Source organism: Plantibacter flavus, assembly GCF_002024505.1.
GTDB lineage: Bacteria > Actinomycetota > Actinomycetes > Actinomycetales > Microbacteriaceae > Plantibacter > Plantibacter flavus_A.
This window is the reverse complement of the sequence record NZ_CP019402.1, coordinates 2,954,708-2,980,081: the sequence shown is the minus strand read 5'-3', so window position 1 is coordinate 2,980,081 and position 25,374 is coordinate 2,954,708. Positions and strand designations below refer to the sequence as shown.

The following is a 25,374-nucleotide window of genomic DNA, read 5'->3' as shown; positions in this document are numbered from 1 at the left end:
CCGTGGCGGGATGGTGCTGGATCGTGCGGTGGAGGACTGCTCAGGCGAGCGCGTGCACCTGGTCGGTGGCGGGCGCCCGGTCGAGGACGGCGACGGCCACCGAGACGGGACTGGCGCGTTCGCTCGCGAGGGTCAGCGTCGGTCGTCCGCTCCCGAGGATGACGAGGTCGGAGACGGTGGCGAGACCGCCGTCGACGAACAGCTCGAGCAGCGGGCCGTCGAGGCTCAGGAGGAGTCGAGCCGGCGGGTCGCCGACGAGCGGAACGATGCTCGTGGAGGCGAAGTCGGGGTGCACCGCGTCCATGGCACCGCCCGACCGGGTGACGGAGAGTGACGCCGTCGCCGGGTCGTGGACGATGAGGACCGCACCGTCGGTGTCGGCCGTCAGCCGGAGCCGCAACTCACCCGTGACCGACGGATCCCAGCGCAACTCGACCACGCCGTCACCCTCGAGCACCAGGTCGACGGCGTCCGAGGACACGGCGACGGTCGTCGGGTCGATCGCGGCCAGTCGTTCCCTGACGAAGGCCGGTGGCTCCTGCACGAGTCGTGGCTCGCCGTCGACCGCGGTCAAGGACAGGCGTCTCGGGAGCGACATCGCGCCCCGCCATGGCGAGGCGGGGAGGTCGGCGGCGTAGCGCCAGTTGCCCATCCAACCGAGGATCACCGCTTCACCGTCCGGAGCGCGGTCGAACCCGACCGCCGCGTAGAAGTCCCGACCGTGGTCGAGCCGCTGCAGCTCGGCCCGCTCAGGCGTGAACACCGAGCCGTCGAAGTCGCCGACGAGATAGCTCATCGACGACCCGTCCGGGTCCTGCACGTCGCCGACCGGGTTGGTGCTGAGGAGCAGGACCCACCGGACCTCGTCCGGGCGTCCGTCGACCGCGAGCCGGATGAGGTCGGGGCACTCCCACACGACGCCGGTGGGACCGACGGGACCGACGGTGCTGAGGTGCTCCCAGGTGCGGAGGTCGGTGGAGGAGTACACGAGGACCTGACGCTCCACGGCCTCCACCGTGAGCATGATCCAGCGGAAACCCGCGGCGTCCTCGTACCGGATGATCTTCGGGTCGCGGAAGGCGTGCGAGCCGCGGTCGAGGATCGGGTTCTCCGGGTCGCGCTGCCAGGTGAGCCCGTCGTCGTCACTGGTCGCCCGGGACTGCGCCTGCCGACCGTCGGTGGACACGCTCGTGTAGTACGCCGTGAGGCGCCCGTCGGGACCCGCGGCGACCACGGATCCCGAGTACACCTGCTCCTCGGCGGTGTACCGCAGGGCTACCGGATGCTCGTCCCAGTGCTGCAGGTCGACGCTCGAGGCGTGACCCCAGCTCATGTTGCCCCAGTCGCCACCCTCCGGGTTGTACTGGAAGAACGCGTGCCACCGCCCGTGATGGAAGACCAAGCCGTTCGGGTCGTTCATCCAGTTCCGCTGTGGCGTCAGGTGGAAGCCGGGCCGTGGAAGGGCGTGCTGCTCGTCGTGCACGGTCGCGCCCTCAGACGGAGTGCCGCGGGACGGCCGGGCAGGCGATGAGCTGCGGCCCGGCGGGCAGCGCGGCGTCGAGACCGAGCAGCCGACGGACGCCGGCCGCTCCGAGCTCGTAGTGGGGGAGGGCGACCGTCGACAGCGGCGGCCGGAGGTGGGCGGCGATGACGTCCTGGTTGTCGAACCCCATGACGGCCATGTCGTCGGGGATCCGCAGTCCGCGCTCGCGCAGCCCGTCGTAGAGTCCCATCGCCACGCGGTCGTTGTGGCAGAAGACCGCGGTGGCGCCTGAGTCGACGACCTCGGCGGTCGCCGCGTACCCACCCTCCTGCTCCGGTGAGGCCGGGAACACGAGGGCGTCGTCGAACGCCACTCCCGCCGCCTGCAGCGCCGAGCGGTACCCGGCGAGCCGGCCGGTCTGCGCCGGTGAGGGGGTCGTCGTATTGACGAACGCGATCCGTCGGTGGCCGGCCGCGAGCAGCGCCTCGGTCGCGGTCCGCCCGCCCTGCACCTCGTCGGGCACGACGGCCGGGAGCCCGCTGCCCGCGGCGTAGCAGTCCACGAGCACGGTGTCGGTCTGGAGGAGTGCCTCGGGCACGGTGATCTCATGGTGGAACCAGGTGGAGTACAGAATCCCGCGGACCTGGTGCTCGAGCATCATCGCGATCGCCTCCTCCTCGGCGGCCGTGTTGCCGTCGGTGTTGGCGACGAGCAGGACGTAGCCGTGGCGCCACGCCTCGTCCTGGGCGCCGTGGATGATCTGGCCGGCGAACGGGGTCGTCGCGATCGCGTCGGCGACGAGGCCGATGAACCGGGAGTGCCCCTGGGACAGCGTCTTCGCGAGGGCGTTCGGCCGGTAGCCGAGCTCCGCCACCGCCTCGTGCACCCGACGTTTGGCGTCCTCGCCGATCCGCGACCCCGGCTTGTCGTTGACGACGTGCGAGACGGTCGCCACGGAGACGCCGGCGGCCTTCGCGACGTCGCGCATCGTGATGCCCGAGGTGTTCTTCGGGTGGTCCGCGCCGGGCTTCGGCTGGTCGGTGCTGCTCATCCCTTGGTCGCTCCGCTCTCGAGGCCGCTGATCATCGCTTTGTTCAACACGAGGAACACCAACAGCAGCGGTGTGACCGTGACGCAGACGGCGGCGAACGTCGCCGTCCAATCAGTGTTCCCCATCGCCCCGATGTAGTTCTGCAGGCCGAGCGGGATGGTCTTCAATCCGTCGGAGAGCACGAAGGTGTTCGCGAAGATGAAGTCGTTCCAGATGAAGATGCTGTTGACGAGCACGACGGTGATGATCGTGTTGACCGAGAGCGGGAACGTGATCTGGCCGAAGATCCGGTACGGACCCGCCCCGTCGAGCGACGCGGCCTCGTACATCTCCCTCGGGATGTACTCGTAGAACGACGAGAACAGGTACACGGCCATCGGCAGTGCGAACGCCGCCAGCGGGATGATCATCGACAGGTGGGTGTCGAGCAGACCGACCTGCGAGTAGTCGATGAACAGGGGGACGAGCGCGATCTGCACGGGCACGATGATGCCGAGGAGGAACAGACCACGGACGAGCCCGCTGAACCGGAACCCGAGGACCTGGAGCGCGTACGCCGCCATCATGCCGGCGATGACGATCAGGGCACTCGACCCGAGGGTGACGATCAGGCTGTTGACGATGTTCAGCCCGAGGTTGCCGGTCGAGAACGCTCTGGCGTAGTTGTCGAGCGTCCACTCGGACGGCAGCGCGAAGGGGTTGCCACCGGCGAAGTCGGCCGCCGTCCGGAAGCTCGTGACCAGCAACCAGACGAGCGGGTAGACCTGGACGAGCACGATCGCGACGACGGTCCCGGTGAGGATCGTCCGCTGCACCCGCACGCGCGGGGTGTGCCGGGGCTTCCGCTTCGGTGTCGACGCCGCCGGGGGCGCGACGTGTTCGGTCGGCCGGGCGGGGAGGGTGGCGGTCATGACTTGTCCTTCCGTCGGAGCAGCAGGAAGATGAGGCCGACGGCGACGAGACACTCGACGACGATGAACATGGAGATCGCGCTGGCGTAGCCGTAATCCGTGTGGACGAACGCCGTCTTGTACATGTAGGTGGTCAGCAGCTCGGACGACTGACCGGGCCCGCCGTTCGTCAGCAGGTAGGGGATGTCGAAGCCGCGGAGGGCGAAGGTGGTCGCCATGACCGTCGTCGTGATCCACACCGGCCGGATGTACGGGAAGCGGATCCGCCAGAAGATCTGCCACCAGGAGGCGCCGTCCAGCCGGGCGGCCTCCTCGAGGTCGCGGGGCACGGCCATGAGGGCGGCGTAGATGATGAGCATGTACAGGCCGGTGAACCGCCAGCCCTCCGGGATCGACACCGCGGCGAGGACGGTCTGCACGTTCGACAGCCAGGCCGTCTGGAGGTCGCCGAGTCCGACCCACGCGAGCAGCTGGTTGATCAGCCCGACCGGTTCGAGCGCGTACAGCCGCTGGAACAGGATGGCGATCGCGACCGTCGAGATGACGGCGGGCAGGAGGTACAGCGTCTTGACGAGCTCGCGGGCCCGGGGGAGGGCGGTGAGCAGTCCGGCGACGAGGAGCGCGCCGCCGAGCTGGAGCACCAGGCAGATCGCAAGGTAGCCGAGGGCGTTGCCGAAGGAGGTCCAGAACACGTCGTCCCGGGTGAGCATCTTGACGTAGTTGTCGAGTCCGACGAACGCCATGTCCGTGATGCCGTCCCACGAGAAGAGGCTGAGGAACAGCGACTGCACGATCGGCAGGAGCACCGCCACACCGTAGAGGAGGAGCGGCGGCACGAGGAACACGAGCACCGACAGCGTCGACCGGCGGGGCAGCATCGAGGTGGACATCGGCTTCCGCCGCCGTGGTGGGCGGGCCGGTGCCGCGCCCACCGCGGTCTGGGTGAGCTCAGTCATCGACGTTCTCCGTGAGGGTCGCGTCCATCGTCGCGATGAACTCGTCCGGCGTGATGTCACCCTGCACGAGCAGGGTCAGCTCCTGCTGGAGTCGGGTGTTCGTGGCCGGGTCGAGCTGGGTGTCCCAGGGCATCGCGATCGCCGGTCCGACGCCGTCGGCCTGCGCCACGGAGCTGGCGTACAGCTCGGTCGCGTTCGCGGGGACGGTGGTCTGCGCGGAGGTCGTCGGCGACAGCGCGCCAGTCGCCGCGTAGAGCTCCGGGTAGCGCTCGAGGGCGAACGCGAGGAAGTCGCGGACGAGCGGGTCGTACGTCTTCGCGTTCACCGCCATGCCGATGCCGGACGGGGTGACGTACTCGTTGTCGGCGGTGACGGCGCCGTCGATGGTCGGCAGCGTGAAGGTGCCGACCGCGTCACGGACGCCGGGGTCGAGCGCATCCGTCGCGAGGTTCGAGAGCTCCCACGTGCCGATGTTGTAGACCGCGGCCTTGCCCGAGGTGAAGAGCGCCTGCGCGTCCGCGTAACCGGTCGAGGAGAAGCCCTCCTGGAAGCAGCCGGCCTGCCCGAGGTCGTACAGCCACTCGGCCGCGGCCTTCCCGGCCGGGTCGGAGAAGGAGGCCTTCCCGGCCTTCAGGTCCTGGATGTACTCGGGACCCGCCATCCGGAACGGGTAGTAGGCCATGTAGCGTTCGAGCGGCCACTGGTCCTGGCCGTCGAGCGCGATCGGGGTGACGCCCTTGGCGCGGAGCGCCTTGCACATGGCGGGGAAGTCGTCGAGCGTGGCCGGGACGGTGACACCGGCGTCCTCGAGCAGGGAGCGGTTGTACCAGAAGAACTCCAGCTGGAACTCGAACGGCACCATGTAGAGCGAGCCGTCGTCGAACCGCTGGTAGTTGAGCGCAGCCTCGCGGTAGGAGTCGGCGAGACCGAGGTCCTCGAGGAGCAGGTCGACGTCGACCATGCGGCCCTGCTTCGCGAGCTTCTGCGCGAACGGGGTCGCGTCGGTGTCGAAGAGCTCGGGGAGCTTGTTCGCGGCCGCCAGGGTCTCGTACTTCTGGATGTAGGACGGGCGGTCGGGGGTCGTGATGAGGTTCAGCGAGAAGCCGGGGTGGTCCTTCGCGTACTCGTCGGCGATCTGCTCCATCGCGGTGATCACCCCGCCGTCGGCCGGGCGGGAGAGCAGCCACGAGATCTCGCGGGGGACGATGTCGCCCTTCGGATCGACGTCGGTCGGGTCCGTGGCGCTCGATCCGCCGGCGCAGCCGGAGAGGGCGAGTGCTGCAGCGGCGACGAGGGCCACGAAGGCGGTGCTGCGGGTGGGGCGCATGGTGCGGGGGCGTGCGGTGGTTGGCATGGTCGGAATCTCCGTTGATCGATCACAGGTGGGTGCGGGTGTGCGGGTGGTGGTGCAGGCGGGCGGAGCGTGGTGTCGGGATCAGGACGTGGTGCTGGTCAGCAGTCGGTGTGAGGTGGGGTCGTCGTCGGAGTCGCCGCCGTCGCGCTCGAGGAGCGTGCACGCCTCGACGGTGACGGTCCCCTCACCGACGAAGACGCCGACGCGACCAGCCGGTCGGTCGTAGAGGCGCGTGCTGAGGACGACCGCGTCGTCGACGGTCGCGACGCAGAGGTCGCCGTCGACGATCACCTCGAGCTCGTGCAAGCCGGGGGCGAGGTGGCAGGGGCGTTCGAGTTCGACGACGAACGGGACGTCGCCCGAGATCTGCCACTGCTCCGTGCCGGTGCTGGAGCGGGGCCAGCGGTCGAACACGAGGCGGTCGCGCTTCGGCTCCAGGCGCAGGACGTAGCCCTCGTCGCCGTCATCGCTCGCGCGGAGGAGGACACCGCACTCGGTCGTGCCGGGGGCGATGTCGAACCGGGCGACCAGCCGGAAGGAACTCGGTGCGTCCACGGCCGACAGGGCGTCGGCGTACCCGTCGGGGGCGCTCAGGACCGTGCCCGAGGTGACGACGGTGTCCGTCGGCTCGTCGGCGGGCGCGAAGGTGTCGCGGAGTTCGGTGGGCGGATGGAAGGCCAGGGTGCCGTCGGCACGCTGCTCCGCTTCGAGGACCGACATGGTGCCGGCCCACTGCCAGGCGCCCGCGTCGTGGGCTCCCTCACGCGAGGCGATCCAGCCGAAGAAGAACCGGCGTCCGTCGCGGGCGGCGGACTTCGCCGCGTAGTAGGCGCGTCCGTCGAGCGTGTCGTGCTCGGGGACGAGCCAGGGACCGTGCAGGGTGCGCGACATCCGGTAGCGCGTTGTGAACGACTCGCTGAACTCGGAGGACACGAGGTACCACCAGTCGCCCCACTGGAAGACCTCGGGGCACTCGTGGGCGATGTAGCGGCGCGGGTCCCAGAACGGCTCGACGGGTTCCCAGGTCGAGAGGTCGGTGGAGGTGCACTGGGCGATGACGCCGCGACGCCGTTCCGGGCCGTGTGCGTGTCGGGCGGTGATGAGCATCCGCCAGACGGCCGCGTCCTCGTCCCAGAAGACGAAGGGATCCCGCCAGTCGGCGGTCTCATATCCTGCGGTGGCGCCGAAGGTGTCGGCCTCCCGGCGCTCCCAGGTGCGCATGCCGTCGGTGCTGACGGCGTGCATGACGAGTTGCAGCGCCAGACCGTCGGCACCGCGGCGCTCCGGGTGCTGTCCCGTGTAGAAGACGTGGTGGATCCCATCGGGGTCCAGGATGACGCTGCCCGTGTAGACGTTGAAGTCCGGCGCGGACGGTCCGCCCGACGGCAGTGCCTCACCGAGCTCGTCGAAGTCGACGAGGTTCCGGGTGGTCACGCGATGCCACGGCATGCCGATCTTGGGAACGCGACGCGATTCGTGCAGGTAGAAGAGGTGGAAGACACCGTCCTCCTGCCAGGGGATGACGTCTCCGACCCATGCGCCGTTCGGCTGGTGGAACCCTCGTTGGTTCATGACGTCCTCTGCAGTGAGTGGTTAATCGGTTACGCAGTTACCGTAGCGAGGCACAGTGAAGGTGGTCAAGCGGTTAAGCAAAGTTAAGCAGCTCGAGTATCGACTTGCCTCACGCGACATTCGAACGTATGTTCGATCCATGACCCGCCCGCGTCCGATCCGCCTCGACCACGACACGTGGCTCGTGATGCGGAACGATCCCGTGATCCCGAAGGCGGTCATCGAACGGCGCCGTGATCGGGGTGGTGCCGACGCGTACTTCGTCATCGCCTGGGACATCGATCCGCTCAAGCGGGTGTTGATGAGTGTGCAACCGAGCCTGGAACGCGCGGACGCCCTCGTGCGGTACGACGTCCCGCGCACCGCGTCCGACCGCGACGGGCCGCCAAACGGACTCAAGGCCACCCCGCGCTGATCCACGGGCTCGGCAACCGCCCAGCAGACCCATCGACGACGTATGGACGGCTCATAGGAAGCCCATAGCCGCCACGCCGATGCTCGTCTCACGACCGATCGAGACCACCGATCGCAGACGAAGGCGAGGCGCACCATGAGCAGGATCCCAGCACCCGAGACCACCCCGGACGGCCCGGCCTACGAGGGCCGTCTGCTCGACCGGGCCGACGAGGAGGTCGTCGACCAGGGCGTCGCGTTCGACCTCGGAACCCTCGTCAGCCGGCGCACGGTGCTGAGCCTCGTGGGTGCCGGGGTCGGGGCCGTCGCGCTCGCCGCCTGCTCCACCGGGGCGTCCGGCAGCAGCAGCACGAGCTCCGGCGCCGCGAGTACCGACACGGGCACCGCGACCGCGACCGGCGACCTCCCATCAGGCGAGATCCCCGACGAGACCGCAGGCCCCTACCCGGGCGACGGCTCCAACGGAGCCGACGTGCTCGAGGAGTCCGGCATCGTCCGCAGCGACATCCGGTCGAGCATCGGGTCGGACACCACCGCGAGCGGAGTCCCCATGGCCCTCTCGCTCACCATCCTCGACATGGCGAACGGTGACGCCCCGTTCGCCGACGTCGCCGTGTACGTCTGGCACTGCGACGCGTCGGGCGGCTACTCGATGTACTCCGACGGGATCGAGGACGAGACCTACCTCCGCGGCGTCCAGGTCGCCGACAGCTCGGGGACCGTTTCGTACACCTCGATCTTCCCGGCCTGCTATTCGGGCCGGTGGCCGCACATCCACTTCGAGGTGTACCCCACGGTCGCGGACATCTCCGACTCCGCGAACGCCATCGCGACCTCGCAGGTCGCCCTCCCGCAGGCGGCGTGCGACACCGTCTACGCCCTGTCGGGCTACGACGGTTCGAGCGCGAACCTCGCCCAGGTGAGTCTCGACGACGACAACGTCTTCGGCGACGACGGCGGTGCCCTGCAACTCGCGACGGTGACGGGTGACGCGACCTCCGGGTATCAGGTGGCGCTCACCGTCCGGGTGGACACCACGACGACGCCGACCGCCGGTGCTGCCCCGTCCGGCGGTGGCGGGGCTGGCGGCGGCGGAGGAACGCCGCCGAGCGGACGCTGACCGCGGCACCTCCACGCGTTCCTGTCCCGACCCGCATCGACCCGAAAGGACCCGTCATGGGATTCCTCCAGAACCTCACCGGCTGGCACGCCCTCATCGTCCTCGCCGTCATCCTGCTGTTCTTCGGTGCCGCGAAGCTCCCGAGCCTCGCCCGCAGCGTCGGGCAGTCGGCACGCATCCTGAAGGACGAGGTGTCGGCCGACACCGACCCCCGCGCCGACACTCCGGCTGCCTGATCATCGGAGCGCATCGTGTTCGGACTCACCATGGACAAGCTGATCGTCATCGGCGTCCTCGCGGCCGTGCTCATCGGCCCGAAACAGTTGCCGGTGTACGCCGAGCGACTCGGAGTGCTCGTCCGCACCGTCCGCGACCTCGTCGCCACGACCAAGGCGCGAGCAGCCGAGGAGCTCGGATCGGAGTTCGACCCGGCCGAGTGGAAACGCCTCGACCCTCGACAGTTCGATCCCCGACGGATCGTCCAGGAGGCCCTCGTCGAGGAACGTGGGCCGGATGCGCCGCGCGAGCCGGCGGCTGAGGACCAGGACCCGACCGTGCCGTCCGCCCCGGCGAAGCCGGTCGCGAGCGGCGGCTGGCAGGCCGCGCTCCTCGAACGGGTCGGACGCGACGGGGCGGATGCGCACCGCGCACCCGCCCCGATCGTGATCACCGAACGCGTCGTCCTCGACGAACGCGTCGACGAACCCGCTAGTCGGCGGGCGTCGTGACGCGTCCGTCCCGGCCGTCCGCCGCGGCGCCGGTGGTCGACGCGGCGGGCAGGATGTCGAGCGGCATCGTGTGGGTGTCGATGAGCGGGTTGTCGTCCTGCCCCTTGACGAGTTCCACCGCCTCGGCCTTCGTCTCGACCGTCGGCACCGAGCCGATGAGCGGACGACGAGCCGTCTCCCGCATCGTGAGCACGCCGACGCCCGCCACCGCCGCGAAGAACATGATGTAGAACGCGGGCATGAAGGTGTTCCCGGTGACCTGGATGAGGAACTCGCTGAACAGCGGCGTCGTGCCTCCGAAGAGCGAGACCGACAGGTTGTAGGCGATCGCCATCGCGCCGAAGCGGGACGCCGTCGGGAAGAACGCCGGCAGCGAGGCCGCGGACGGTCCCGCCCACAGGGCGACCGGGGCGGCGACCATGAACAGGGCGATGAAGATCGCCCAGATCTCACCGATCTGCATGACCGCGAACGCCGGCACCATGAGGGCGAGGGTCGCACCGACGGCCATGAGGTAGACGGGCTTGCGGCCGAGCTTGTCGGACATCCGACCGACGAGCGGCAGGCAGGCGGACATGATCAGCAGGACCGGGATGGTCGCGACCGCGGCCGTCAGGTTGGAGACCCCGACGTCCTTCTCGAGGTAGGTCGGCATGTAGCTCGTGAGCGCGTAGCCGGCGGTGTTCGTCGCCGCGACGATCGCCATCGCGATGAGGATCTGGCGCCAGAAGTGACGGAAGATCCCGAAGATCCCCTGGCGGGCCATGGGATCCTCGTGCTCGGCCTCGATGCCACCGGCGGTCTCGGTGACCTCGTAGGCCGGGGTCTCGGGGATCTTGAGGCGGAACCACACCGCCACCGCACCGAGCGGCAGGGCGATGAGGAACGGGATGCGCCACCCGAACTCGGTCATGGCGTCAGGGCCGGCGAGGCCCTCCGCGATGAGCGTGGTGAGGGCGACGGTCCCGGCGCCTGCCGCGAAACCGACGTAGGACCCGACATCGAGCCAGGACGCCCAGAACCCGCGTCGGCGGTCGGGCGAGAACTCGGCGACATAGGTGGACGCGCCGGCGTACTCGCCGCCGGTCGAGAAGCCCTGGATCATCTTGAGGAGGTACAGCGGGGCGATCGCCCACAGCCCGATCTGGGCGGCGGTCGGCAGCACGCCGATGAGGGCGGTCGCCGCGGCCATCATCGACATCGTGAGGAAGAGGATCTTCTTCCGGCCGATCTTGTCGCCGAGCGGTCCGAGCACGAGCCCGCCGAGCGGACGCACGAGGAACGACACGGCGAAACCGAACAGGGTGACGAGGATGCCGGCCTCAGGAGGGAGGCCCTCGGTGAAGACGACGGTCATCGTGACCGCGAGGTAGCCGTAGATACCGAAGTCGAACCACTCCATGAAGTTGCCGACGACGGTGCCCGAGATGGCGGTGCGGACCTTGGACGTCTTGACGACGAGGACGTCGTCGACGCGGAGGCGCCTGGTCTTGCGGGCCGGCTTCCGGCCGGTTCTGGGGGAGGGGGATGCGGGGGACGATGATGCCGCGTTGTCGCTGGAGTTCACAAGCAGTACTCGTTTCCTGACAGTCGTGTTGAATCGTTCGGCACTCGCGTAGTCGCTCAGTGCCCGAGAAATGCCGGAGGATCGCCATGCTGCACTGGCACGGAGCTCGGGGGAGCTGCACGTCGGGTGGCGGGTCGTTCTCGGGGAGAACGCGTCCTCTCGGCTCTGGACGGGTATAGACGATACCAGGTGTCCAGTGGCGCCTCATCGGGTTGCGACGCGAGCACAATGGGACGTATGGACCTGAGGCGCGGCATCTGGACGGTCGACGGCGGTCTCGGGACGCTGCTCGAGGCGCGCGGCCGAGACGTGTCCACCGTGCTCTGGAGCGCCGCGCTGCTCGCGCACGATCCTGGGGCGATTCAGGATGCTCATCAGGAGTTCTTCGCCGCGGGTGCGCAGATCGCGATCACGGCGTCGTACCAGGTCGGCTTCGAGGCGTTCGATCGGATCGGCATCTCGGTTCCGGAGACCGAACGGCTCCTGCGGTCGAGCGTCGAGCTGGCGCGTGGGGCGCGCGACACGCGGGCCGAATCGGACCCCGACGGCCCGCTCCTCGTCGCCGCGTCGGTCGGTCCGTACGGCGCGACGCTCGGCGACGGCTCGGAGTACGAGGGTTCCTCCGGTCTCAGCCGGACCGAGCTCCGGCGGTGGCACGAGCGGCGTCTGGCCGTACTGGTCGACGCGGCCCCCGATTTCCTCGCCCTCGAGACCATTCCGACGCTCGACGAGGCGACGGCGCTCGCTGAGCTCGTGCGGGGTTCGGGAGTGCCTGCGTGGTTGTCGTTCACGGTGGAGGGTGGTCGTCTCCGCTCGGGCGAGCCGATGGCGGAGGGCTTCCGACTGGTCGACGGGATCGACGAGTTCCAGGCGGTGGGTGTCAACTGCTCGCACCCGGACGAGGTCCTCCCGGCCATCGCCGCTGCGCGGTCCGTGACGGACAAGGCGGTGGTGGTCTACCCGAACTCGGGCGAGCGCTGGGACGCCGACGCCCGCTGTTGGCGTGGAGCCGCCGGGGTCGGCGAGGTGGAGGCCTGGCTGGAGGCCGGGGCGACGGTCGTCGGCGGCTGTTGTCGCGTCATGCCGGCCGACATCGCCGGTGTCCGCGCGCAGGTCGACGGGTGGACGCGTTCCTAACCGACGTTGAATCCGCCGTTGCTCGAGAGCACCTGGCCGTTGATCCAGGAGCCTGCAGGCGAGAACAGGAAGCGCACGAGGTCGGCGGTGTCGGACGGCGTGCCGAGTCGGCCGGCGGGCGTCGCCTCGGCTCCCCAGCGACGGATGTCGTCGGTCATCCAGCCCGTGTCGATCGGACCCGGGTTGATGACGTTCGCCCGCACCCCGCGGTCGCTCAGCTCCACCGCCGCGGCCGTCACGATGCGGTCGAGCGCACCCTTGCTGGCCCCGTAGGGCAGGTTGTGCACGGTGTGGTCGCTCGTGAGCGCGACGATGCGACCGGCCACCCGGGGCGGCGTCTCCTGCACCGGGAGCTGTTCGGCGAAGGCTTTGATGAGGAGCCACGTCGCCCGCGCGTTCACGGCGAAGTGGCGGTCCCAGCTGTCGAGGTCCGTCGTGAGGATCGAGCTGTCGACCGACTCGCAGTGCGACATGACGAGCCCCGACACGGGCCCCAGCTGCGCCGCGCGCTCGACGAGTTCGGCCGGGAACGCCGGGTCTGCGAGGTCACCGAGCACGAGCTCGACGGTCACACCGAGCGCACGGCACTCGTCGGCGATCGACTCGGGGTCGTCGGGGGTCCGCTCGTAGCCCACGCGGTCGTCGTAGGGTCGCCAGGCGTTGAGGACGAGGTTCCAGCCGTCCGCGGCGAGACCGGTGGCGAGTCCCGCGCCGATCGAGCGGCGGCGCCCGACCCCGGTGACGATGGCGATGCGGTCGGTGGCGGTGGCGTCGTCGGTGAAGTCCATCCCGAGACCCTACGCGATGTCGAGTGGTCGCCGACAGGCCGCGCCCGGCTCCGGTCAGGCGGCCAGGAGTCGACCGGCGATCGCGCGGGCGGTCTCGAACGGTTCGCGGAAGGTGCGCATCCCGACCGTCACGATCGCGCCCTCGTAGAGCAACATGAGTTCGCGGGCGCGCGCTCCGGCGTCCGACAGGCCGGCTTCGGTGATGAGCTCGGCGAAGCGTTCGAGCAGCCACTGTTTCTGCCGGGTGACCTCGGGGAGCACGAGGCCGCTCGTCGCGTGGTCGGGGATCTCCGCGCGTGCGTTGACGGCACTGCACCCCTTGGGGCTGTTGTCGTCCGACCAGCCGATCGCCGCGTCGAAGATCGCGAGGACCCGGTCGATCCCGGGTTCCGGATGCCGGGCGAGGAACTCGTCGACCCAGATGCGCCAGCGCGCGTCGCGATGCTGCAGGTAGGAGAGCACGAGGGCCTCCTTGCTGCCGAAACGGTCGTAGAGCGTCTTCTTCGTGACCCCGGCCGCCTCCGCGATGGTGTCGACGCCGACCGCGTGGATGCCGTTCTCGTAGAAGAGCACGGAGGCGGCGTCGAGCACGCGTCGGGCGCCCGGCGTGAGGGGTGCGAGCTCTGGAGTGTCGGCCGTCATGCGAAAACTATACCAGTCTGTATACTGCGGGGATGAGTAGACAGATCGGTATACCTGTGGCGCGGATGATCCGTGCCGTCATCGTCCCCCTCGCGGCGATCGGGTTCGTCCTCGCGTGGAGCTCCGGGTTCATCGTCGCGAAGATCGGAACCGAGGACGTGCCGGTGCTCACCGTGCTCCTCTGGCGGTTCGTCCCGCTCGCCGTGGGGCTCGCGATCGTGCTGGTGCTGAGCGGGCAGTGGCGGAACGCCACCCGGGCTCAGCTGCGCTCGCAGCTCGTCATCGGCCTGTTCGCGCAGTTCGGCTACGTCGTGTTCGTCTACGCCTCGGTCGCCGTGGGCATCTCGACCGGGACGACCGCGCTCATCGACGCCGTCCAGCCGCTCGTCATCGCGGCGCTCGCCGGACCGCTGCTGCACGTGCGGGTGCCGGGTGCCCAGTGGCTGGGACTCGGGATCGGCGCGGTCGGGGTGTTCCTCATCGTGCAGTCCCAGTTCGGCGCCTCGGACGCGCCGCCGATCGCCTACGCCCTGCCCGCACTCGCCATGGCCAGCCTCATCACCGCGACGATCCTCGAACGGCGCTCGCTGCACCGATCCCCGGTCCTCCTCACGCTGACCGTCCACGCGACGGCGACCATGGTGCTCCTCGCGGTGCTCGCCCTCGCGACGGGTGAGGCGGTGCCGCCAGGCGGCGCGACCTTCTGGCTGACGACGCTCTTCCTCGCGCTCGTCCCGACGCTCTCGGCCTACGGGCTCTACTGGTGGCTGCTGCGTCGCATCGGGGTCACGGTCCTCAACGCGCTCCTGTTCCTCGTCGCGCCGACGACCGCCGTCGTGGGTGCGCTCCTGTTCCGGGAGCCGTTCACGCTCCTGACGGCCGGCGGGTTCCTGCTCAGCGCGGCGGGCGTCGCCCTCGTGCTCGTGAGCGACGCCCGCGGTCGCATCGGTGCCCGTCGGGTCACTGCCTCGCCGGCGGCCGATCCTGCTGACGGCGCATCTCCTCGGCCAGTGCCGGATTCCGCTCCGCAAGGTGCGCGGTGATGTCGTCGACCACCTCGGGCGCCTTGTTCTGACTGAGCTTCGCGCGGGCGTCGAACCGCCTGACACGCATGCGCAGGCCGACCGTGCCCTTCGCTGCGCGCCGGGTGCCGGCCTCGTCCTGGGACAGGTGGCGGCCGTCCGGTCGATGGTCCTCGAAGTGGTCGGTGAGTCGCGAGAGCATCTCGTAGTTCTCGTCCTCGCTCAGGACCTCGGGCGTGCCGTACAGGTGCGCGGTGACGTGGTTCCAGGTCGGGATCAGCTGGCCCTCGGGGTACCAGCTCGGCGAGACGTAGTCGTGCGGTCCCTGGATGATGACGAGGATCTCGTGCTCGCCGAGCTCGTGCGAGCGCTCGTCCGGTCGGCCGAAGTGGCTGACGATCGACAGCTCGTCCCGGTCCTCCTCGAGGATCGCCGGGTAGTGGGAGGCGACGAGACCGGTGCTCGCAGGCGAGACGAACGTCGCCCACGGGTGGTTGCGGATGAGGCGCTTGACCTCGTCGACGTCGGTCATCAGGTAGGTGGGGGTGTGGCGCATGGTGGGGTCACTTCCGGTCGAGACGGGTGCGGACGGCGAGGCCGGCGCACAGGATGACCGCGAGCCCGCCGAGCACGGTGGCCCAGTCGAGTCGCTCGCGGAGGATGAGGGCCGCCCAGACGATGCTCAGCACCGGCTGGACGAGTTGGATCTGGCTGACCCGGGCGATCGGGCCGATCGCGAGTCCGCGATACCAGGCGAAGAAGCCGAGGAACATGCTCACGACGCCGAGGTAGCCGAACGCCAGCCAGCTGCCGATGGCTGCGGTCGGCGGCTGCTGGACGACCGCGAGTGCCGTGAGGGCGACCATGAGCGGTGATGCCACGACGAGCGCCCAGGAGATGGTCTGCCAGGAGCCCAGCTCCCGTGCGAGCAGTCCGCCCTCCGCGTAGCCGATCGCGGCTGCGACGACGGCGCCGAGCAGGAGGAGGTCCGACCAGGCCATCGGGGCCAGGCCGCCGTGCTGCACCGAGGCGAAGACCATCGCCGCGACCGCGCCCGAGCCGGCGAAGATCCAGAAGCGACGCGTCGGCCGCTCGCCGCCCCGGAGGACGGCGGCGACCGCCGTCGCCGCCGGGAGGAGGCCGATCACCACGGCGCTGTGACCGGCGGGAGCGGTGGTCAGCGCGAAGGAGGTCAGGAGCGGGAACCCGACGACGACGCCGCCGGCGACGATCGCGACGCGCGCCCACTGCACACCGGTCGGTCGCCGCGCTCGCAGGGTGGCGAGGGTGATCGCGGCGAGCAGGGCTGCGACGACCGCGCGCCCGGAACCGATGAAGAGCGGCGAGAGGCCGACGAGGGCGACCTTGGTGACGGGGACCGTGAGGGAGAACGCCAGGACGCCGAGGGCACCCCAGCCGAGCCCGCTGGGGGATAACACTCGCGTCGGTGTAGCGATAACGCTACTCTGTGGACTCATGGATAACGATAGCACCGGGCGGATCGTCGCCGCCATGACCGCTTGGATCGCAGCGGCTCCTCCGGGTGCACGCGTGCCCTCCAACCGGGCGTTGACCGCCGAGTTCGCAGCGAGCCCCGTCACCGTCCAGAACGCGATGCGCCAGCTCGCCGGGCGAGGGCTCATCGAGAGTCGGCCGGGCGTCGGCACCTTCGTGCGGGCGGCTCGTCCGGCGCGGTCGGTGGACTACGGCTGGCAGACCGCTGCGCTCGGCGCGCTCCCGTGGCGCTCTGGCGCGCTGTCCTCGGCGCAACGGTCGGTCGCACCCGCCGCGATCGCGATGCACTCCGGATACCCCGCCCGAGAACTGTTGCCTGAACGGCTGGTCCGCGCCGCGCTCGCGCGCGCCGCCCGCACCGACGTGGCGATGACCCGATCGCCGGCGGCCGGCTCGCCGGAGCTCCAGGCGTGGTTCGCAGCCGACCTCGCGGCAGCCGCACCGCCCGGGGTCGCGCCGCCGACCGCCCGGGACGTCATCGTGATCTCCGGCAGTCAGAGTGGACTCAGCTCGATCTTCCGGGCACTCGTCGGCCCTGGGCAGCCGATGCTCATCGAGTCGCCGAGCTACTGGGGCGCGATCCTCGCGGCCGAGCAGGCGGGCGTGACGCTGGTCCCGGTGCCGACCGGTCCCGACGGACCGGACCCGGACGTCGTCGAGCGCGCGTTCCAGGACACCGGTGCGCGGGCGTTCTACGCACAGCCGACCTTCGCGAATCCGACCGGAGGTCGTTGGTCGCCGGAGACGGGGGTCGCGATCATCGAGATCGTCCGGCGACACGGCGCGTTCCTCGTCGAGGACGACTGGGCCCACGATCTCGCGATCGACGTCGATGCCCGGCCGCTCGCCGCGCTCGACGACGACGGCCACGTCATCTACCTGCGGTCGCTGACCAAGAGCGTCTCGCCCGCGTTGCGCGTCGCCGCCGTCATCGCCCGGGGCCCGGCCCACGACCGGATCCTGGCCGACCTGGCCGCCGAGTCGATGTACATCAGCGGGGTCCTGCAGGCCGCCGCCCTCGACGTCGTCACCCAGCCCGGGTGGCGGTCGCACCTCCGCGGTCTGCGACCGCTCCTCCGTGCTCGACGGGACCTGCTGGTCGCGAGTCTGCGCGAGCACGCCCCGACGGCGCACCTCGAGCGGCTGCCGCTCGGTGGACTGAACCTGTGGCTGCGGCTCCCGGAGGGCACCGATGTGCCGCGCGTGGTCCGCACCTGCGAGAGCCGCGGGCTCATCGTCTCGGACGGCACCGAGTGGTTCCCTGCGGAACCCGCGGGGCCCTATTTGAGAGTCAACTACTCCGGCGAGGATGCGGGCCGCTTCGATGAAGCGGCCCGCATCCTCGCCGGTGTCCTGGCGGACGAACGTGCCTGAACGTGTTCAGGCGACCGCTCGTTACAGGTCGAGCTTCGCGTTGTCGCCGCCGTCGTAGGTCTCGCCGGTGACCTTGGACTTCACGAACGCGACGGCGGTCGCGATCTTGCCGCCGGGGCTGTCCCAGTACTCGGCGCTGTCGGCCGAGAACTTGAGCAGACCGACGCGCGGGTCGGAGGGGCCGTCCGGGAACCATGCCTCGACGACGCTGTTCCACAACTCTTCCAGCTTGGCGTGGTCCTCGACGAGTTCGGCGGTGCCGGCGAGCGACACCCACGAACTGTCCGAGCTCAGCGTGACGCCGGCGTTCGGGTTGACGTCGAGCTGCTGCACGGCGGAGGCGTCCTTGCCGACGATGAACCACAGGTCGCCGTCGAACTCGCGCTCCTGGACGGTGAGCGGGTGGGCGACGAGCTTGCCGTCGAGGTCCACCGTGGTGAGCATCGCGAAGCGGAAGTCCGCGAGCAGCTTGTTGAGGGTCGTGTAGGGGTCGGTGTCTCCGGCCATGGGGTCTCCTTCGTCTCGTCGACCGGCCCGTCGGTGTCGGGGTGCCGGTCTGCGTGGCTCGCAGCCTACGACTCGTGGCTCCGACCGCACCTGGATGGCGCCGACCGTTGACGTGAGGCGGATCTTCTGCTCCTGTGGCGAGTCCGGCCGACGTGTCCTGTCGCCGTCTCCGGTCGCCCCATCGCACATCTCGTGCACGAGCGCCATGCTCCCGCCGTTCCCGGGTCCGCTCACTAGCCTGGACTCTTCATCACCGTAGGGAGAGACACATGAACACCTCATCGCTCACGAACCAGATCAACGAGGCGCTCGCGGCACTTGGCGGCGGTCCGTTCCTCACGACGAAGACCACCGAGCAGGACGCCACGACCACGGTCACCGGCACCCTCGGTGACAGCGAGATCCACATCGACTTCATCGAGGAGGGCAACGGCACCGAGGCCGAGAAGGACCACACGGTCGTCGTCCGCGACGCCTCGGGCAAGCAGATCGGCGAGGGGCGCGGTGACTCGACCTTCGCCGACGCCATCTCCGCCTTCGGCTGGGCGGGCGTGCTCGACGCCGTCAAGAACGGCTGATCGCGCCATCATGACCTCGAGGGTCCGGTCTCGTCCGCGTTCGCGGTGGGCCGGGCCCTGTGTCGTCTCCAGGAGGCACCCGTGACGCCACGATCGGACGACGGGCCGGGGGAGGACGACCACTGGTTCGTCGTGAACGGTAGACGCTGGCGCCGGACGGATCCGAGTCTGCCGTCGGAACTCGTCGCGTCCCTCCAGTCCCACCTCGGCCGCGGGCGCTCCGGCGTCGGCGTCGCGAAGCGGGCAGGCGATGACGACGCGGTCGCTGCTGCCCGCCGCCGGGTCGGCCTCGCCAAGCACGGGCTCGGTGAACGCGGCCCGAAATGGTGGGAGGAGCCGGAGGCCGATCGACTCGGGCGCGCCGAGGCGGCGCTGCGGGAGCTCGACGCGCTCGACGAGTCATCAGCAGGGTGATCCGGCCGGGTGGACCTGCTCTCCGCCCGCTCTTGCGTTCTGATCGATCTCGGCATATCGTTTATCGATACCAACGACAATCGATATGGATGTGATGATCATGACCGAGTCCACCGATCGCCCGACGCCGTCCGGCTTCGACCACGCGGCCTGGCAGGCTGCGAAGACCCAGCGCTCCACCCGCAACGACCTCGTGTCCGTGCTCGGTGCCGCCGTCGTCGCGGCGGGGGCCGTCGTCGTCATGCTCGTCCTCCGGCTGCTCGACGTCTTCGGCACCGACGGGACCCGGGTGCCCGTGTTCTTCGACGCCGTCGACACGGTCCTGCCGGGTGCGGCAGGAACCGGCGCCTTCACGATCGACCAGGGCTCGGTCGTCGTCGCCGACCTCCCGGTGGCGACCTTCGTGTGTGTGCTGCTCGCCGCGATCCTGCCGGCGATCGCGAACCTCGTGGTCATCGTCTGCGCGTTCCGCTTCTTCCGCCGTCTGCTGCGTGGCGATGCCTTCGCACCCGGGAACGCACGGCTGCTCTCGATCGCCTCGATCGCCATCCTCTGCGGGTGGATCGCGGACACCTGGTTCGGCACGATGGCCTCGAACGGCGCGCTCGCTGTCGCGACCGACGGGGCCGTCGAGGGGACCCCGTATCCGCTCACCTGGATCCCGTTCTTCGTCGCCATGGCGGTCGGCGGCCTCGCGATCGCCTTCCGCGCCGGTGAGCGCCTGCGCGCCGACACCGAGGGACTCGTCTGATGGTGCCGACGCCCGAGGAGGACGTCGCGACCGGTGTGCACTGCAACCTCGACCGGTTGCTCGCCGACCGTGGGCTCACCCTCGCCCGGCTCAGCGAGCTCGTCGGGGTGAGTGTGGTGAACCTCTCGGTGCTGAAGAACGACCGCGCGAAGGCGATCCGGTTCTCGACCCTGACGGCGATCTGCCGGGTGCTCGACTGCACGGTCGGCGAACTGCTGGAGCTCGACGACGCCCGCTGAGTGGTTCGGACCCGACCTTCAGTGCCGCCGCTCGCGGAGCAGCAACTGCGTGAGGTACAGCCCGCCGACGACCACGGTGACGACGCCGACCGGGACCGTCAGCGGGATCAGATGCTGGGCCACGAGGTCGGACGCGAGGAGCAGGACGCCGCCGACGAGCCCCGTCGCGACCAGCGGGATCCCCGGCGAGCGGGTCAGTCGGCGTGCGATCTGCGGAGCGGCCAGGGCGATGAAGGCGATCGGGCCGGCGACGGCGGTCACCGCGCTCACCAGCGCGACCGCGAGGCCGATGAGGATGGCGCGTTCGCGGGTGAGGCGCACCCCGGTCGCGGCGGCCACATCGTCACCGAGTTCGAGCTGGCGGAGCGGACGGGCGGCGAACGGCATGACCGCGAAGAGCGCCACGAGGCATGCGAGTGCCGGCCACACGACGGTCGCGGTCGCGGTGTTGAGCGTCCCCGCGCCCCAGGCCGCCGCGAAGAGCGCGACATCGAGGTCGGCCCGGAGCAACAGCCAGCTGTTGCATGCCGCGAGCATGGCCGAGACGCCGATGCCCACGACGATGAACCGGAACCCCGACAAGCCCTGGCGGAGTGCCAGCAGGAAGATCGCGACCGCGGCAGCCAGACCGCCGAGCAACGACCCGGCCATCAACGCCGGCCAGCTGCCGCCGAGGAGGAGGAGCGCGACGAGCATCCCGGTGAACGAACCGTTCGCGAGGCCGATGATGTCGGGGCTCGCCAGTGGATTCCGGGTGAGGGTCTGGAAGATCGCTCCCGAGACACCGAGCGCTGCACCGAATCCGATCGCCGCGAGGACCCGGGGCAGGCGCCAGTCCAGCACGACCGTGCGGGCCAGGCCGTCGACGCGTCCGGTGAGGACGCCGATCACCTCCTCGGTGGTCAGCGGGTAGTCGCCGAGCGCGAGACCGGCGATCGCCGCGACGACGATCGCCAGGAGTGCGGTGGCGCAGACGACAAGGGTCCGTCGTGCCGGTCGGCGCCCGGTGATCGGACGTGCGGTCTCCCGTTCCCGCGTCGTGCTCACAGGCCCGAGGCCGTTCTGCGTCGGGCGAGCGCGATGAGGACGGGCGCCCCGACGAACGCGGTCACGAGCCCGACGGGCATCTCGCCCGGGAGCACCGCGATCCGTCCGACGACGTCGGAGCACAGCACGAGGACGCAGCCGACGAGGACCGAACCCCCGAGGATGCGTCGCTGATCACTGCCGACCGACCAGCGCACGAGGTGGGGTACGACGAGGCCGACGAAGGCGATCGGCCCGGCGATCGCGGTGGCGCCGCCGGCGAGCAGCGTCACCGCGGCGAGCACCAGGATGCGACTGCGCGTGACGCTGACGCCCTGTGCTCTGGCGACGTCCGGGCCGAGGGCGATCGCGTTGAGGCTCCGCGCGCTCGCCGCGGCCAGGACGAGCCCCACGGCGAGGAAGGGGAGGACCGGCACGACGACACCGAGGTCGCGTTCGAGCAGGCTGCCGGCGTTCCAGCCGCGCATCCGGTCGAACGCGTCGGGGTGCGTGATCGCGATCCCCGTCGTCAGCCCGGCGAGCACGGCGCCGAAGGCGACACCCGTGACGGTGAGGCGAGCGGTGGAGGACTGCTCGCGCCCGCCCGAACCGATCGCGTACACGACGAGGGTGACGACGAGCGCCCCGCCGCACGCGAGCCAGGCGATGTCGCCCGGCGCCCGGACGCCGAGGAACGCCAGGCCGACGGCGACCGCGAAGCCTGCCCCGGCGTTGACCCCGAGGATGCCGGGGTCGGCGAGCGGGTTCCGGGTGAACGCCTGCATGAGCGCGCCAGCGACGCCCAGGGCCGCGCCGACGGCCAGCGCCGCGACCGTGCGCGGCACCCGCTGATCCCACACGACGAAGTCCGCCTCGTCCGAGCCCGTGCCGAGGAGCGCGGCACGGACGTCATCCGGTGCGATCGGGTTCGCGCCGACGAACAGCGACAGGAGGACGGCGACCGCGAGCGCCGCGACGCCCGCGAGCAGTCCGACGAGCAAACGGTGTCGCTGCGGCGCCCGCCCGCTCACCGAGGTGTCGCGGGCGGTCAGGATCGCGGTCGGCTTCGTCACGACCCGTCGGAGAGCAGCCGGTCGAGGTCGTCGAGGACGGCCATGCCGCCGAGGGGGCCGACGCCGGTGATCCAGAAGGACTGGTCGACGAGGTGCAGCTCGGGGAAGGCGTCCGAGTTCGCGGTGAGGGAGGCCGGCAGTGTCGAGGTGTCGTCGGGGTCGACGCTCGTCACGAAGACCTGGTCGGCCTTCGCCTCGAGTACGCGCTCGGGGGAGAGGTCGAGGGAGATGTCCTCCCAGGCGTGTTCGGGCGTCGTGAACCCGGCGCATTCGAGGGTGCTGCCGGCGAAGGAGGTGGGGCCGTAGAGCGTGAGGACGCCGTCGCGCGGGCGGATCAGCTGTGCCGTCTTGCCGGCGGTGTCGTGCTCCTTCGCGATCTCCGCGCAGCGTGCGTCGTAGGCGTCGAGGAGTTCGTCCGCGCCGTCCGGGTCACCGAGTGCCTCGGCGACGAACTGCACGTTGTCGCGCCAGGGATCGGTCTGCGTCGCCATGAACACGGTCGGCGCGATCTCGGACAACTGGTCGTACAGGGCGGAGTGCCGTGACTCGGTGCCGATGATGAGGTCGGGCTTCGCGGCGGCGATCAGCTGCACGTTCGGCTCCGCCACGGTCCCGACGGTGGGGATGTCGGCGGCCTCCTCGCCGAGGTAGGCGGGGACGCCGGCGGTCTCGTTCAGCACCGCTGCGCCCACCGGGGTGATGCCGAGCGCGACGGTCGTGTCGAGCTGCACGGGTTCGAGGACGACGACCCGCTTGGGTGCGTCGGGGATGCTGGTCTCGCCGTGGGCGTGCTCCATGACGTGGGTCGCGCTCGTCGCGGTGTCCGAGGGGGTCGAGGCGCTCGAGCTGCTGCAGGCGGAGAGGCCGAGGGCGGCGATGGAGAGGGCGGCGACGGCGACGAGACGTCGACGATGGGCGAGGGGGAGGGGCACGGATCACCTTTCGAACGGGCCGCGACGGACGCGACCGAGTAAGGCAAGCATAACCTTCATTCGGGCGTGGTTCTGGGGCGAGCGTTCCAGTAGCCCTGCCCGTGCACGCGCTCGGCATCGATCCCGTGGTCGGTCGTCGCAGCGCGCAGGAGGGGGATCCGGGTGCTCTCGGTCACCAGCCAGGCGGCGAAGTCAGTGCCCAGTGTCGCCGCCGACGACCCGTGCAGATGGAGCCACTGCTCGATGCCGGCAACGAGCGCGTCACCGCCCGGCCGCCCGGCCCGTTCATGGACCTCGACCGTGTGACGTTCGAGCAGTGGCCCGAGCAGGGCGGTGTCGGCGGAATCGCCGAGCTCGAGGAGGACGTGCGCGCGGACGTCCTCGTCGAGGGAGCGCAGGATCCCGTGGATGGCGGGGAAGGCCGTCTCGTCGGCGGCGATGAGCACGGTCGTCGCGGTACCGGGCGCCCACTGGACACCGTGCGTCGGGTCGCCGCGACGGACGTCCGGCCCCGAGACGAGCAACCGGTCGCCCGGCCGCGCCCCGAGCGCCCAACGACTCGCCGGACCGGCCGGCTCGTGGATGAACACGTCGAGGTCGACCTCCTGCTGCGCCGGCCTGACGCGGTGGGCGGTGTAGCTGCGCATCACCGGGCGGTCCGCCGGTGGGAGCGCTCGCCAGGCGCGCCGCCACGCGTGCTCCGGCAGGCCGTCGTGGAGTCCGTCCGGGTACGCGCCGTCGTCTCCCGGCAGCAGGATCTTGATCCGCTGGTCCCGCTCGTACGGGGCGAAGTCGACGAGCGAGGCACCGGCGAGGGTGAGGCGGACGAAGCCGGGGGACAGCCGTTCCGTGCGCTCCACGACCGTGTCGAACAGGATGTTCGGCGAGTGCAGGAACGGAACGGGCATCGCATCGAGTCTAGGAGGACCCGGCTGCGGCGTGCCGGGTCCTCCGTCGTTCACCCGCGGCGGACGGCGCGTGCGATCACGGCGCAGAGGGGGATGGCGACGATGGTCAGCGCGGCCGCAGCCGGGAGGAGCAGGGACGCACCCCAGGTGCCGAGGATGACCCCACCGACCGCCCCGCCGGTGGCGATCGAGCAGTTCCACACCGTGACGAGCGCCGACTGGGCCGCGTCCGCGGCGTTCCCGGCGACCCGCGCGATCGCCACCTGGAAGAGCACGGAGTAGGCGCCGAAGGCGAGCCCCCAGCCTGCCGCTGCGATGAGGAGGACGACGACCGGGGGATCCCAGGCCACGACGGCGAGGCCGACGGTCCCGAGGAGGGCGGCCGTGAGGATGGTCGTCCCGAGGCGCAGGTTCGCCAGCCGTCCGGCGCCGAGGGTCCCGACGACCGACGCCACACCGAAGGTGGCGAGGAGCACCCCGAGCGGCACGGGCGTGCCGCGGGCGGACAGGACCGGTGCGAGGTAGGTGTACGCGATGTTCTGGCCGATGATGCAGACGGCGAGGGCCACGAGGATCGTGACGACCGCGGGGATGCGGAGCGCCGCACCCATGCGTGTCGAACGCCCGGGGGCGCTGCCTGCCACGCGGGGAGCGACGACGACCGCGATGACGCCGAGGAGCGCGGTGGCGGCGGCGACGATCCCGAACACCGTGCGCCAACCGAACCCCTCACCGAGGACCGCGCCGGCCGGGACGCCGAGCGCGAAGCCGAGCGTGGCACCTGACAGCACGATGCCGAGTGTGGAGCCGAACCGCTCCGGGGTGGTGAACCCGCGCGTGTACCCCGGGAGCATCGCCCAGACGACGCCGGCCACGAGCCCCGCGACGAACCGGGTCGCGAGATGCGTGAGCAGGTCGGGCGCGACGGCCGTGCCGGCGTTCGCGAGCGCCGAGACGATCAGGGCGAGCAGCACGACCGTCCGGCGGTCGAGTCTCGCGAGCGCACGGCTGATCGGGATCGCGGCGACGATACAGCCGAGTGCGAAGACGGCGACGCTCTGGCCCGCGATCGACTCCGACACGCCCAGGTCGGCGGCCATCGCGGGGAGGACCCCGGCCGGGAGCACCTCGGTGAGGAGCGTCACGAATCCGACGGCGGCGAGGAGCAGCGCGGTCGTGAGGGGAGAGCGGGTTCGGGTGGTTGGAGGGGTCGTGGATCGTGCCGTGCGCACGCTGTCGGTGGTCATGTCGGTGAGTCTCCCGGCCTGCCACTGGTGGCAGGGTCAAGCCGACGAGGATGCTCCGGGAATAT

28 protein-coding genes are annotated in these 25,374 nt (G+C 70.5%); 11 read left to right on the top strand and 17 right to left on the bottom strand.

The genetic code is table 11. The annotated features are described in order from the left end of the window. Window positions 1–40: 40 nt before the first annotated feature. From BWO91_RS13835 to BWO91_RS13810, 6 genes are all read right to left on the bottom strand, one after another. Window positions 41–1,483 (bottom strand): glycoside hydrolase family 32 protein, encoded by a 1,443-nt coding sequence (locus BWO91_RS13835; RefSeq protein ID WP_153303466.1) that lies wholly within the window; start codon window positions 1,481–1,483, stop codon window positions 41–43. A 10-nt stretch (window positions 1,484–1,493) separates the two neighbouring features. After that, window positions 1,494–2,534, bottom strand: coding sequence for a LacI family DNA-binding transcriptional regulator (locus BWO91_RS13830; protein WP_079002942.1), 1,041 nt, complete (start codon window positions 2,532–2,534; stop codon window positions 1,494–1,496). Continuing rightward, window positions 2,531–3,445: a carbohydrate ABC transporter permease gene (locus BWO91_RS13825; protein ID WP_079002941.1), complete on the bottom strand. Its 915-nt coding sequence runs from the start codon at window positions 3,443–3,445 to the stop codon at window positions 2,531–2,533. The genes BWO91_RS13830 and BWO91_RS13825 overlap by 4 nt, the downstream gene beginning before the upstream one ends. Continuing rightward, a complete protein-coding gene (locus BWO91_RS13820) occupies window positions 3,442–4,323 on the bottom strand; it encodes a carbohydrate ABC transporter permease (protein WP_079003991.1) in 882 nt (293 codons plus the stop codon). The genes BWO91_RS13825 and BWO91_RS13820 overlap by 4 nt, the downstream gene beginning before the upstream one ends. A gap of 70 nt (window positions 4,324–4,393) precedes the next feature. Further along, on the bottom strand, window positions 4,394–5,755 hold the full coding sequence (locus BWO91_RS13815) for an ABC transporter substrate-binding protein (protein ID WP_240555508.1): 1,362 nt from the start codon (window positions 5,753–5,755) through the stop codon (window positions 4,394–4,396). 81 nt (window positions 5,756–5,836) lie between these two features. Then, the gene (locus BWO91_RS13810) at window positions 5,837–7,327 is read right to left on the bottom strand and encodes a glycoside hydrolase family 32 protein (RefSeq protein ID WP_079002939.1); all 1,491 of its coding nucleotides are present in this window, start codon (window positions 7,325–7,327) and stop codon (window positions 5,837–5,839) included. 139 nt (window positions 7,328–7,466) lie between these two features. Between BWO91_RS13810 and BWO91_RS13805 the strand changes: the two genes are divergently transcribed. The 4 genes from BWO91_RS13805 to BWO91_RS13790 all read left to right on the top strand — a co-directional run bounded on the left by BWO91_RS13805 (window position 7,467) and on the right by BWO91_RS13790 (window position 9,589). Then, window positions 7,467–7,742: a hypothetical protein gene (locus BWO91_RS13805; protein WP_064294714.1), complete on the top strand. Its 276-nt coding sequence runs from the start codon at window positions 7,467–7,469 to the stop codon at window positions 7,740–7,742. A 135-nt stretch (window positions 7,743–7,877) separates the two neighbouring features. Further along, window positions 7,878–8,861 (top strand): intradiol ring-cleavage dioxygenase, encoded by a 984-nt coding sequence (locus BWO91_RS13800; RefSeq protein ID WP_079002938.1) that lies wholly within the window; start codon window positions 7,878–7,880, stop codon window positions 8,859–8,861. A 56-nt stretch (window positions 8,862–8,917) separates the two neighbouring features. After that, the gene (locus BWO91_RS13795; protein ID WP_079002937.1) at window positions 8,918–9,097 is read left to right on the top strand and encodes a twin-arginine translocase TatA/TatE family subunit; all 180 of its coding nucleotides are present in this window, start codon (window positions 8,918–8,920) and stop codon (window positions 9,095–9,097) included. A 15-nt stretch (window positions 9,098–9,112) separates the two neighbouring features. Continuing rightward, on the top strand, window positions 9,113–9,589 hold the full coding sequence (locus BWO91_RS13790) for a hypothetical protein (protein WP_079002936.1): 477 nt from the start codon (window positions 9,113–9,115) through the stop codon (window positions 9,587–9,589). Here the strand turns inward: BWO91_RS13790 and BWO91_RS13785 are convergent. Then, window positions 9,570–11,156, bottom strand: a complete 1,587-nt coding sequence (locus BWO91_RS13785; protein ID WP_079002935.1) for an MFS transporter — start codon at window positions 11,154–11,156, stop codon at window positions 9,570–9,572. The two genes, BWO91_RS13790 and BWO91_RS13785, sit on opposite strands and share 20 nt — an antisense overlap. Window positions 11,157–11,393: 237 nt before the next feature. On the opposite strand from BWO91_RS13785, the gene mmuM reads away from it, so the two are divergent. Beyond that, complete coding sequence (gene mmuM / locus BWO91_RS13780; protein WP_240555506.1) at window positions 11,394–12,293, top strand: homocysteine S-methyltransferase; 900 nt, start codon at window positions 11,394–11,396, stop codon at window positions 12,291–12,293. On the opposite strand, the gene BWO91_RS13775 is transcribed toward mmuM, so the two are convergent. Both BWO91_RS13775 and BWO91_RS13770 read right to left on the bottom strand, forming a co-directional pair. Continuing rightward, the gene (locus BWO91_RS13775) at window positions 12,290–13,081 is read right to left on the bottom strand and encodes an SDR family oxidoreductase (RefSeq protein ID WP_079002933.1); all 792 of its coding nucleotides are present in this window, start codon (window positions 13,079–13,081) and stop codon (window positions 12,290–12,292) included. The genes mmuM and BWO91_RS13775 overlap by 4 nt on opposite strands. Window positions 13,082–13,135: 54 nt before the next feature. Then, on the bottom strand, window positions 13,136–13,723 hold the full coding sequence (locus BWO91_RS13770) for a TetR/AcrR family transcriptional regulator (protein ID WP_079002932.1): 588 nt from the start codon (window positions 13,721–13,723) through the stop codon (window positions 13,136–13,138). A gap of 65 nt (window positions 13,724–13,788) precedes the next feature. Here BWO91_RS13770 and BWO91_RS13765 point away from each other — a divergent pair, with 65 nt between their 5' ends. Next, on the top strand, window positions 13,789–14,766 hold the full coding sequence (locus BWO91_RS13765; protein WP_079002931.1) for a DMT family transporter: 978 nt from the start codon (window positions 13,789–13,791) through the stop codon (window positions 14,764–14,766). Here the strand turns inward: BWO91_RS13765 and BWO91_RS13760 are convergent. Both BWO91_RS13760 and BWO91_RS13755 read right to left on the bottom strand, forming a co-directional pair. Then, window positions 14,684–15,301, bottom strand: coding sequence for an FMN-binding negative transcriptional regulator (locus BWO91_RS13760; protein ID WP_079002930.1), 618 nt, complete (start codon window positions 15,299–15,301; stop codon window positions 14,684–14,686). The two genes, BWO91_RS13765 and BWO91_RS13760, sit on opposite strands and share 83 nt — an antisense overlap. Before the next feature lie 7 nt (window positions 15,302–15,308). Beyond that, a complete protein-coding gene (locus BWO91_RS13755; RefSeq protein WP_079002929.1) occupies window positions 15,309–16,223 on the bottom strand; it encodes a DMT family transporter in 915 nt (304 codons plus the stop codon). Between BWO91_RS13755 and BWO91_RS13750 the strand changes: the two genes are divergently transcribed. Then, window positions 16,222–17,634, top strand: coding sequence for a PLP-dependent aminotransferase family protein (locus BWO91_RS13750; protein WP_079002928.1), 1,413 nt, complete (start codon window positions 16,222–16,224; stop codon window positions 17,632–17,634). The two genes, BWO91_RS13755 and BWO91_RS13750, sit on opposite strands and share 2 nt — an antisense overlap. 21 nt (window positions 17,635–17,655) lie before the next feature. Here the strand turns inward: BWO91_RS13750 and BWO91_RS13745 are convergent, their stop codons facing one another. Next, window positions 17,656–18,141 carry a pyridoxamine 5'-phosphate oxidase family protein gene (locus BWO91_RS13745; protein ID WP_064294726.1) on the bottom strand — a complete coding sequence of 162 codons (486 nt, stop codon included), beginning with the start codon at window positions 18,139–18,141 and terminating at the stop codon, window positions 17,656–17,658. Window positions 18,142–18,410: 269 nt separating this feature from the next. Here BWO91_RS13745 and BWO91_RS13740 point away from each other — a divergent pair, with 269 nt between their 5' ends. The 4 genes from BWO91_RS13740 to BWO91_RS13725 all read left to right on the top strand — a co-directional run bounded on the left by BWO91_RS13740 (window position 18,411) and on the right by BWO91_RS13725 (window position 20,123). Next, complete coding sequence (locus BWO91_RS13740; RefSeq protein ID WP_064294727.1) at window positions 18,411–18,719, top strand: hypothetical protein; 309 nt, start codon at window positions 18,411–18,413, stop codon at window positions 18,717–18,719. A gap of 81 nt (window positions 18,720–18,800) precedes the next feature. Further along, window positions 18,801–19,133: a biopolymer transporter Tol gene (locus BWO91_RS13735; protein WP_079002927.1), complete on the top strand. Its 333-nt coding sequence runs from the start codon at window positions 18,801–18,803 to the stop codon at window positions 19,131–19,133. 100 nt (window positions 19,134–19,233) lie between these two features. Continuing rightward, window positions 19,234–19,884 (top strand): DUF2975 domain-containing protein, encoded by a 651-nt coding sequence (locus BWO91_RS13730; protein WP_139205314.1) that lies wholly within the window; start codon window positions 19,234–19,236, stop codon window positions 19,882–19,884. After that, the gene (locus tag BWO91_RS13725; RefSeq protein ID WP_079002926.1) at window positions 19,884–20,123 is read left to right on the top strand and encodes a helix-turn-helix domain-containing protein; all 240 of its coding nucleotides are present in this window, start codon (window positions 19,884–19,886) and stop codon (window positions 20,121–20,123) included. The genes BWO91_RS13730 and BWO91_RS13725 overlap by 1 nt, the downstream gene beginning before the upstream one ends. Window positions 20,124–20,141: 18 nt before the next feature. Here BWO91_RS13725 and BWO91_RS13720 read toward each other — a convergent pair whose 3' ends face one another. Genes BWO91_RS13720 through BWO91_RS13700 form a run of 5 tightly spaced genes read right to left on the bottom strand, consistent with a single transcriptional unit; the run spans window position 20,142 to window position 25,309 of the window. Continuing rightward, window positions 20,142–21,170, bottom strand: a complete 1,029-nt coding sequence (locus BWO91_RS13720; protein WP_071259211.1) for a FecCD family ABC transporter permease — start codon at window positions 21,168–21,170, stop codon at window positions 20,142–20,144. Beyond that, window positions 21,167–22,222: a FecCD family ABC transporter permease gene (locus BWO91_RS13715; RefSeq protein WP_199687303.1), complete on the bottom strand. Its 1,056-nt coding sequence runs from the start codon at window positions 22,220–22,222 to the stop codon at window positions 21,167–21,169. The genes BWO91_RS13720 and BWO91_RS13715 overlap by 4 nt, the downstream gene beginning before the upstream one ends. Beyond that, window positions 22,219–23,154: an ABC transporter substrate-binding protein gene (locus tag BWO91_RS13710; protein WP_079002925.1), complete on the bottom strand. Its 936-nt coding sequence runs from the start codon at window positions 23,152–23,154 to the stop codon at window positions 22,219–22,221. The genes BWO91_RS13715 and BWO91_RS13710 overlap by 4 nt, the downstream gene beginning before the upstream one ends. Before the next feature lie 56 nt (window positions 23,155–23,210). Beyond that, window positions 23,211–24,062: a siderophore-interacting protein gene (locus BWO91_RS13705; protein WP_079002924.1), complete on the bottom strand. Its 852-nt coding sequence runs from the start codon at window positions 24,060–24,062 to the stop codon at window positions 23,211–23,213. 50 nt (window positions 24,063–24,112) lie between these two features. Then, window positions 24,113–25,309 carry an MFS transporter gene (locus tag BWO91_RS13700; protein WP_079002923.1) on the bottom strand — a complete coding sequence of 399 codons (1,197 nt, stop codon included), beginning with the start codon at window positions 25,307–25,309 and terminating at the stop codon, window positions 24,113–24,115. Window positions 25,310–25,374 lie beyond the last annotated feature (65 nt).

Excerpts from the sequence above, each read along its gene's own strand:
- BWO91_RS13830 (WP_079002942.1), bottom strand. The coding sequence starts at position 2,534 with ATGAGCAGCACCGACCAGCCGAAGCCCGGCGCGGACCACCCGAAGAAC.
- BWO91_RS13825 (WP_079002941.1), bottom strand. The coding sequence starts at position 3,445 with ATGACCGCCACCCTCCCCGCCCGGCCGACCGAACACGTCGCGCCCCCG.
- BWO91_RS13820 (WP_079003991.1), bottom strand. The coding sequence starts at position 4,323 with ATGCTGCCCCGCCGGTCGACGCTGTCGGTGCTCGTGTTCCTCGTGCCG.
- BWO91_RS13815 (WP_240555508.1), bottom strand. The coding sequence starts at position 5,755 with ATGCCAACCACCGCACGCCCCCGCACCATGCGCCCCACCCGCAGCACC.
- BWO91_RS13810 (WP_079002939.1), bottom strand. The coding sequence starts at position 7,327 with ATGAACCAACGAGGGTTCCACCAGCCGAACGGCGCATGGGTCGGAGAC.
- BWO91_RS13805 (WP_064294714.1), top strand. The coding sequence starts at position 7,467 with ATGACCCGCCCGCGTCCGATCCGCCTCGACCACGACACGTGGCTCGTG.
- BWO91_RS13800 (WP_079002938.1), top strand. The coding sequence starts at position 7,878 with ATGAGCAGGATCCCAGCACCCGAGACCACCCCGGACGGCCCGGCCTAC.
- BWO91_RS13795 (WP_079002937.1), top strand. The coding sequence starts at position 8,918 with ATGGGATTCCTCCAGAACCTCACCGGCTGGCACGCCCTCATCGTCCTC.
- mmuM (WP_240555506.1), top strand. The coding sequence starts at position 11,394 with ATGGACCTGAGGCGCGGCATCTGGACGGTCGACGGCGGTCTCGGGACG.
- BWO91_RS13775 (WP_079002933.1), bottom strand. The coding sequence starts at position 13,081 with ATGGACTTCACCGACGACGCCACCGCCACCGACCGCATCGCCATCGTC.
- BWO91_RS13770 (WP_079002932.1), bottom strand. The coding sequence starts at position 13,723 with ATGACGGCCGACACTCCAGAGCTCGCACCCCTCACGCCGGGCGCCCGA.
- BWO91_RS13765 (WP_079002931.1), top strand. The coding sequence starts at position 13,789 with ATGATCCGTGCCGTCATCGTCCCCCTCGCGGCGATCGGGTTCGTCCTC.
- BWO91_RS13760 (WP_079002930.1), bottom strand. The coding sequence starts at position 15,301 with ATGCGCCACACCCCCACCTACCTGATGACCGACGTCGACGAGGTCAAG.
- BWO91_RS13750 (WP_079002928.1), top strand. The coding sequence starts at position 16,222 with ATGGATAACGATAGCACCGGGCGGATCGTCGCCGCCATGACCGCTTGG.
- BWO91_RS13755 (WP_079002929.1), bottom strand. The coding sequence starts at position 16,223 with ATGAGTCCACAGAGTAGCGTTATCGCTACACCGACGCGAGTGTTATCC.
- BWO91_RS13745 (WP_064294726.1), bottom strand. The coding sequence starts at position 18,141 with ATGGCCGGAGACACCGACCCCTACACGACCCTCAACAAGCTGCTCGCG.
- BWO91_RS13740 (WP_064294727.1), top strand. The coding sequence starts at position 18,411 with ATGAACACCTCATCGCTCACGAACCAGATCAACGAGGCGCTCGCGGCA.
- BWO91_RS13730 (WP_139205314.1), top strand. The coding sequence starts at position 19,234 with ATGACCGAGTCCACCGATCGCCCGACGCCGTCCGGCTTCGACCACGCG.
- BWO91_RS13725 (WP_079002926.1), top strand. The coding sequence starts at position 19,884 with ATGGTGCCGACGCCCGAGGAGGACGTCGCGACCGGTGTGCACTGCAAC.
- BWO91_RS13705 (WP_079002924.1), bottom strand. The coding sequence starts at position 24,062 with ATGCCCGTTCCGTTCCTGCACTCGCCGAACATCCTGTTCGACACGGTC.
- BWO91_RS13700 (WP_079002923.1), bottom strand. The coding sequence starts at position 25,309 with ATGACCACCGACAGCGTGCGCACGGCACGATCCACGACCCCTCCAACC.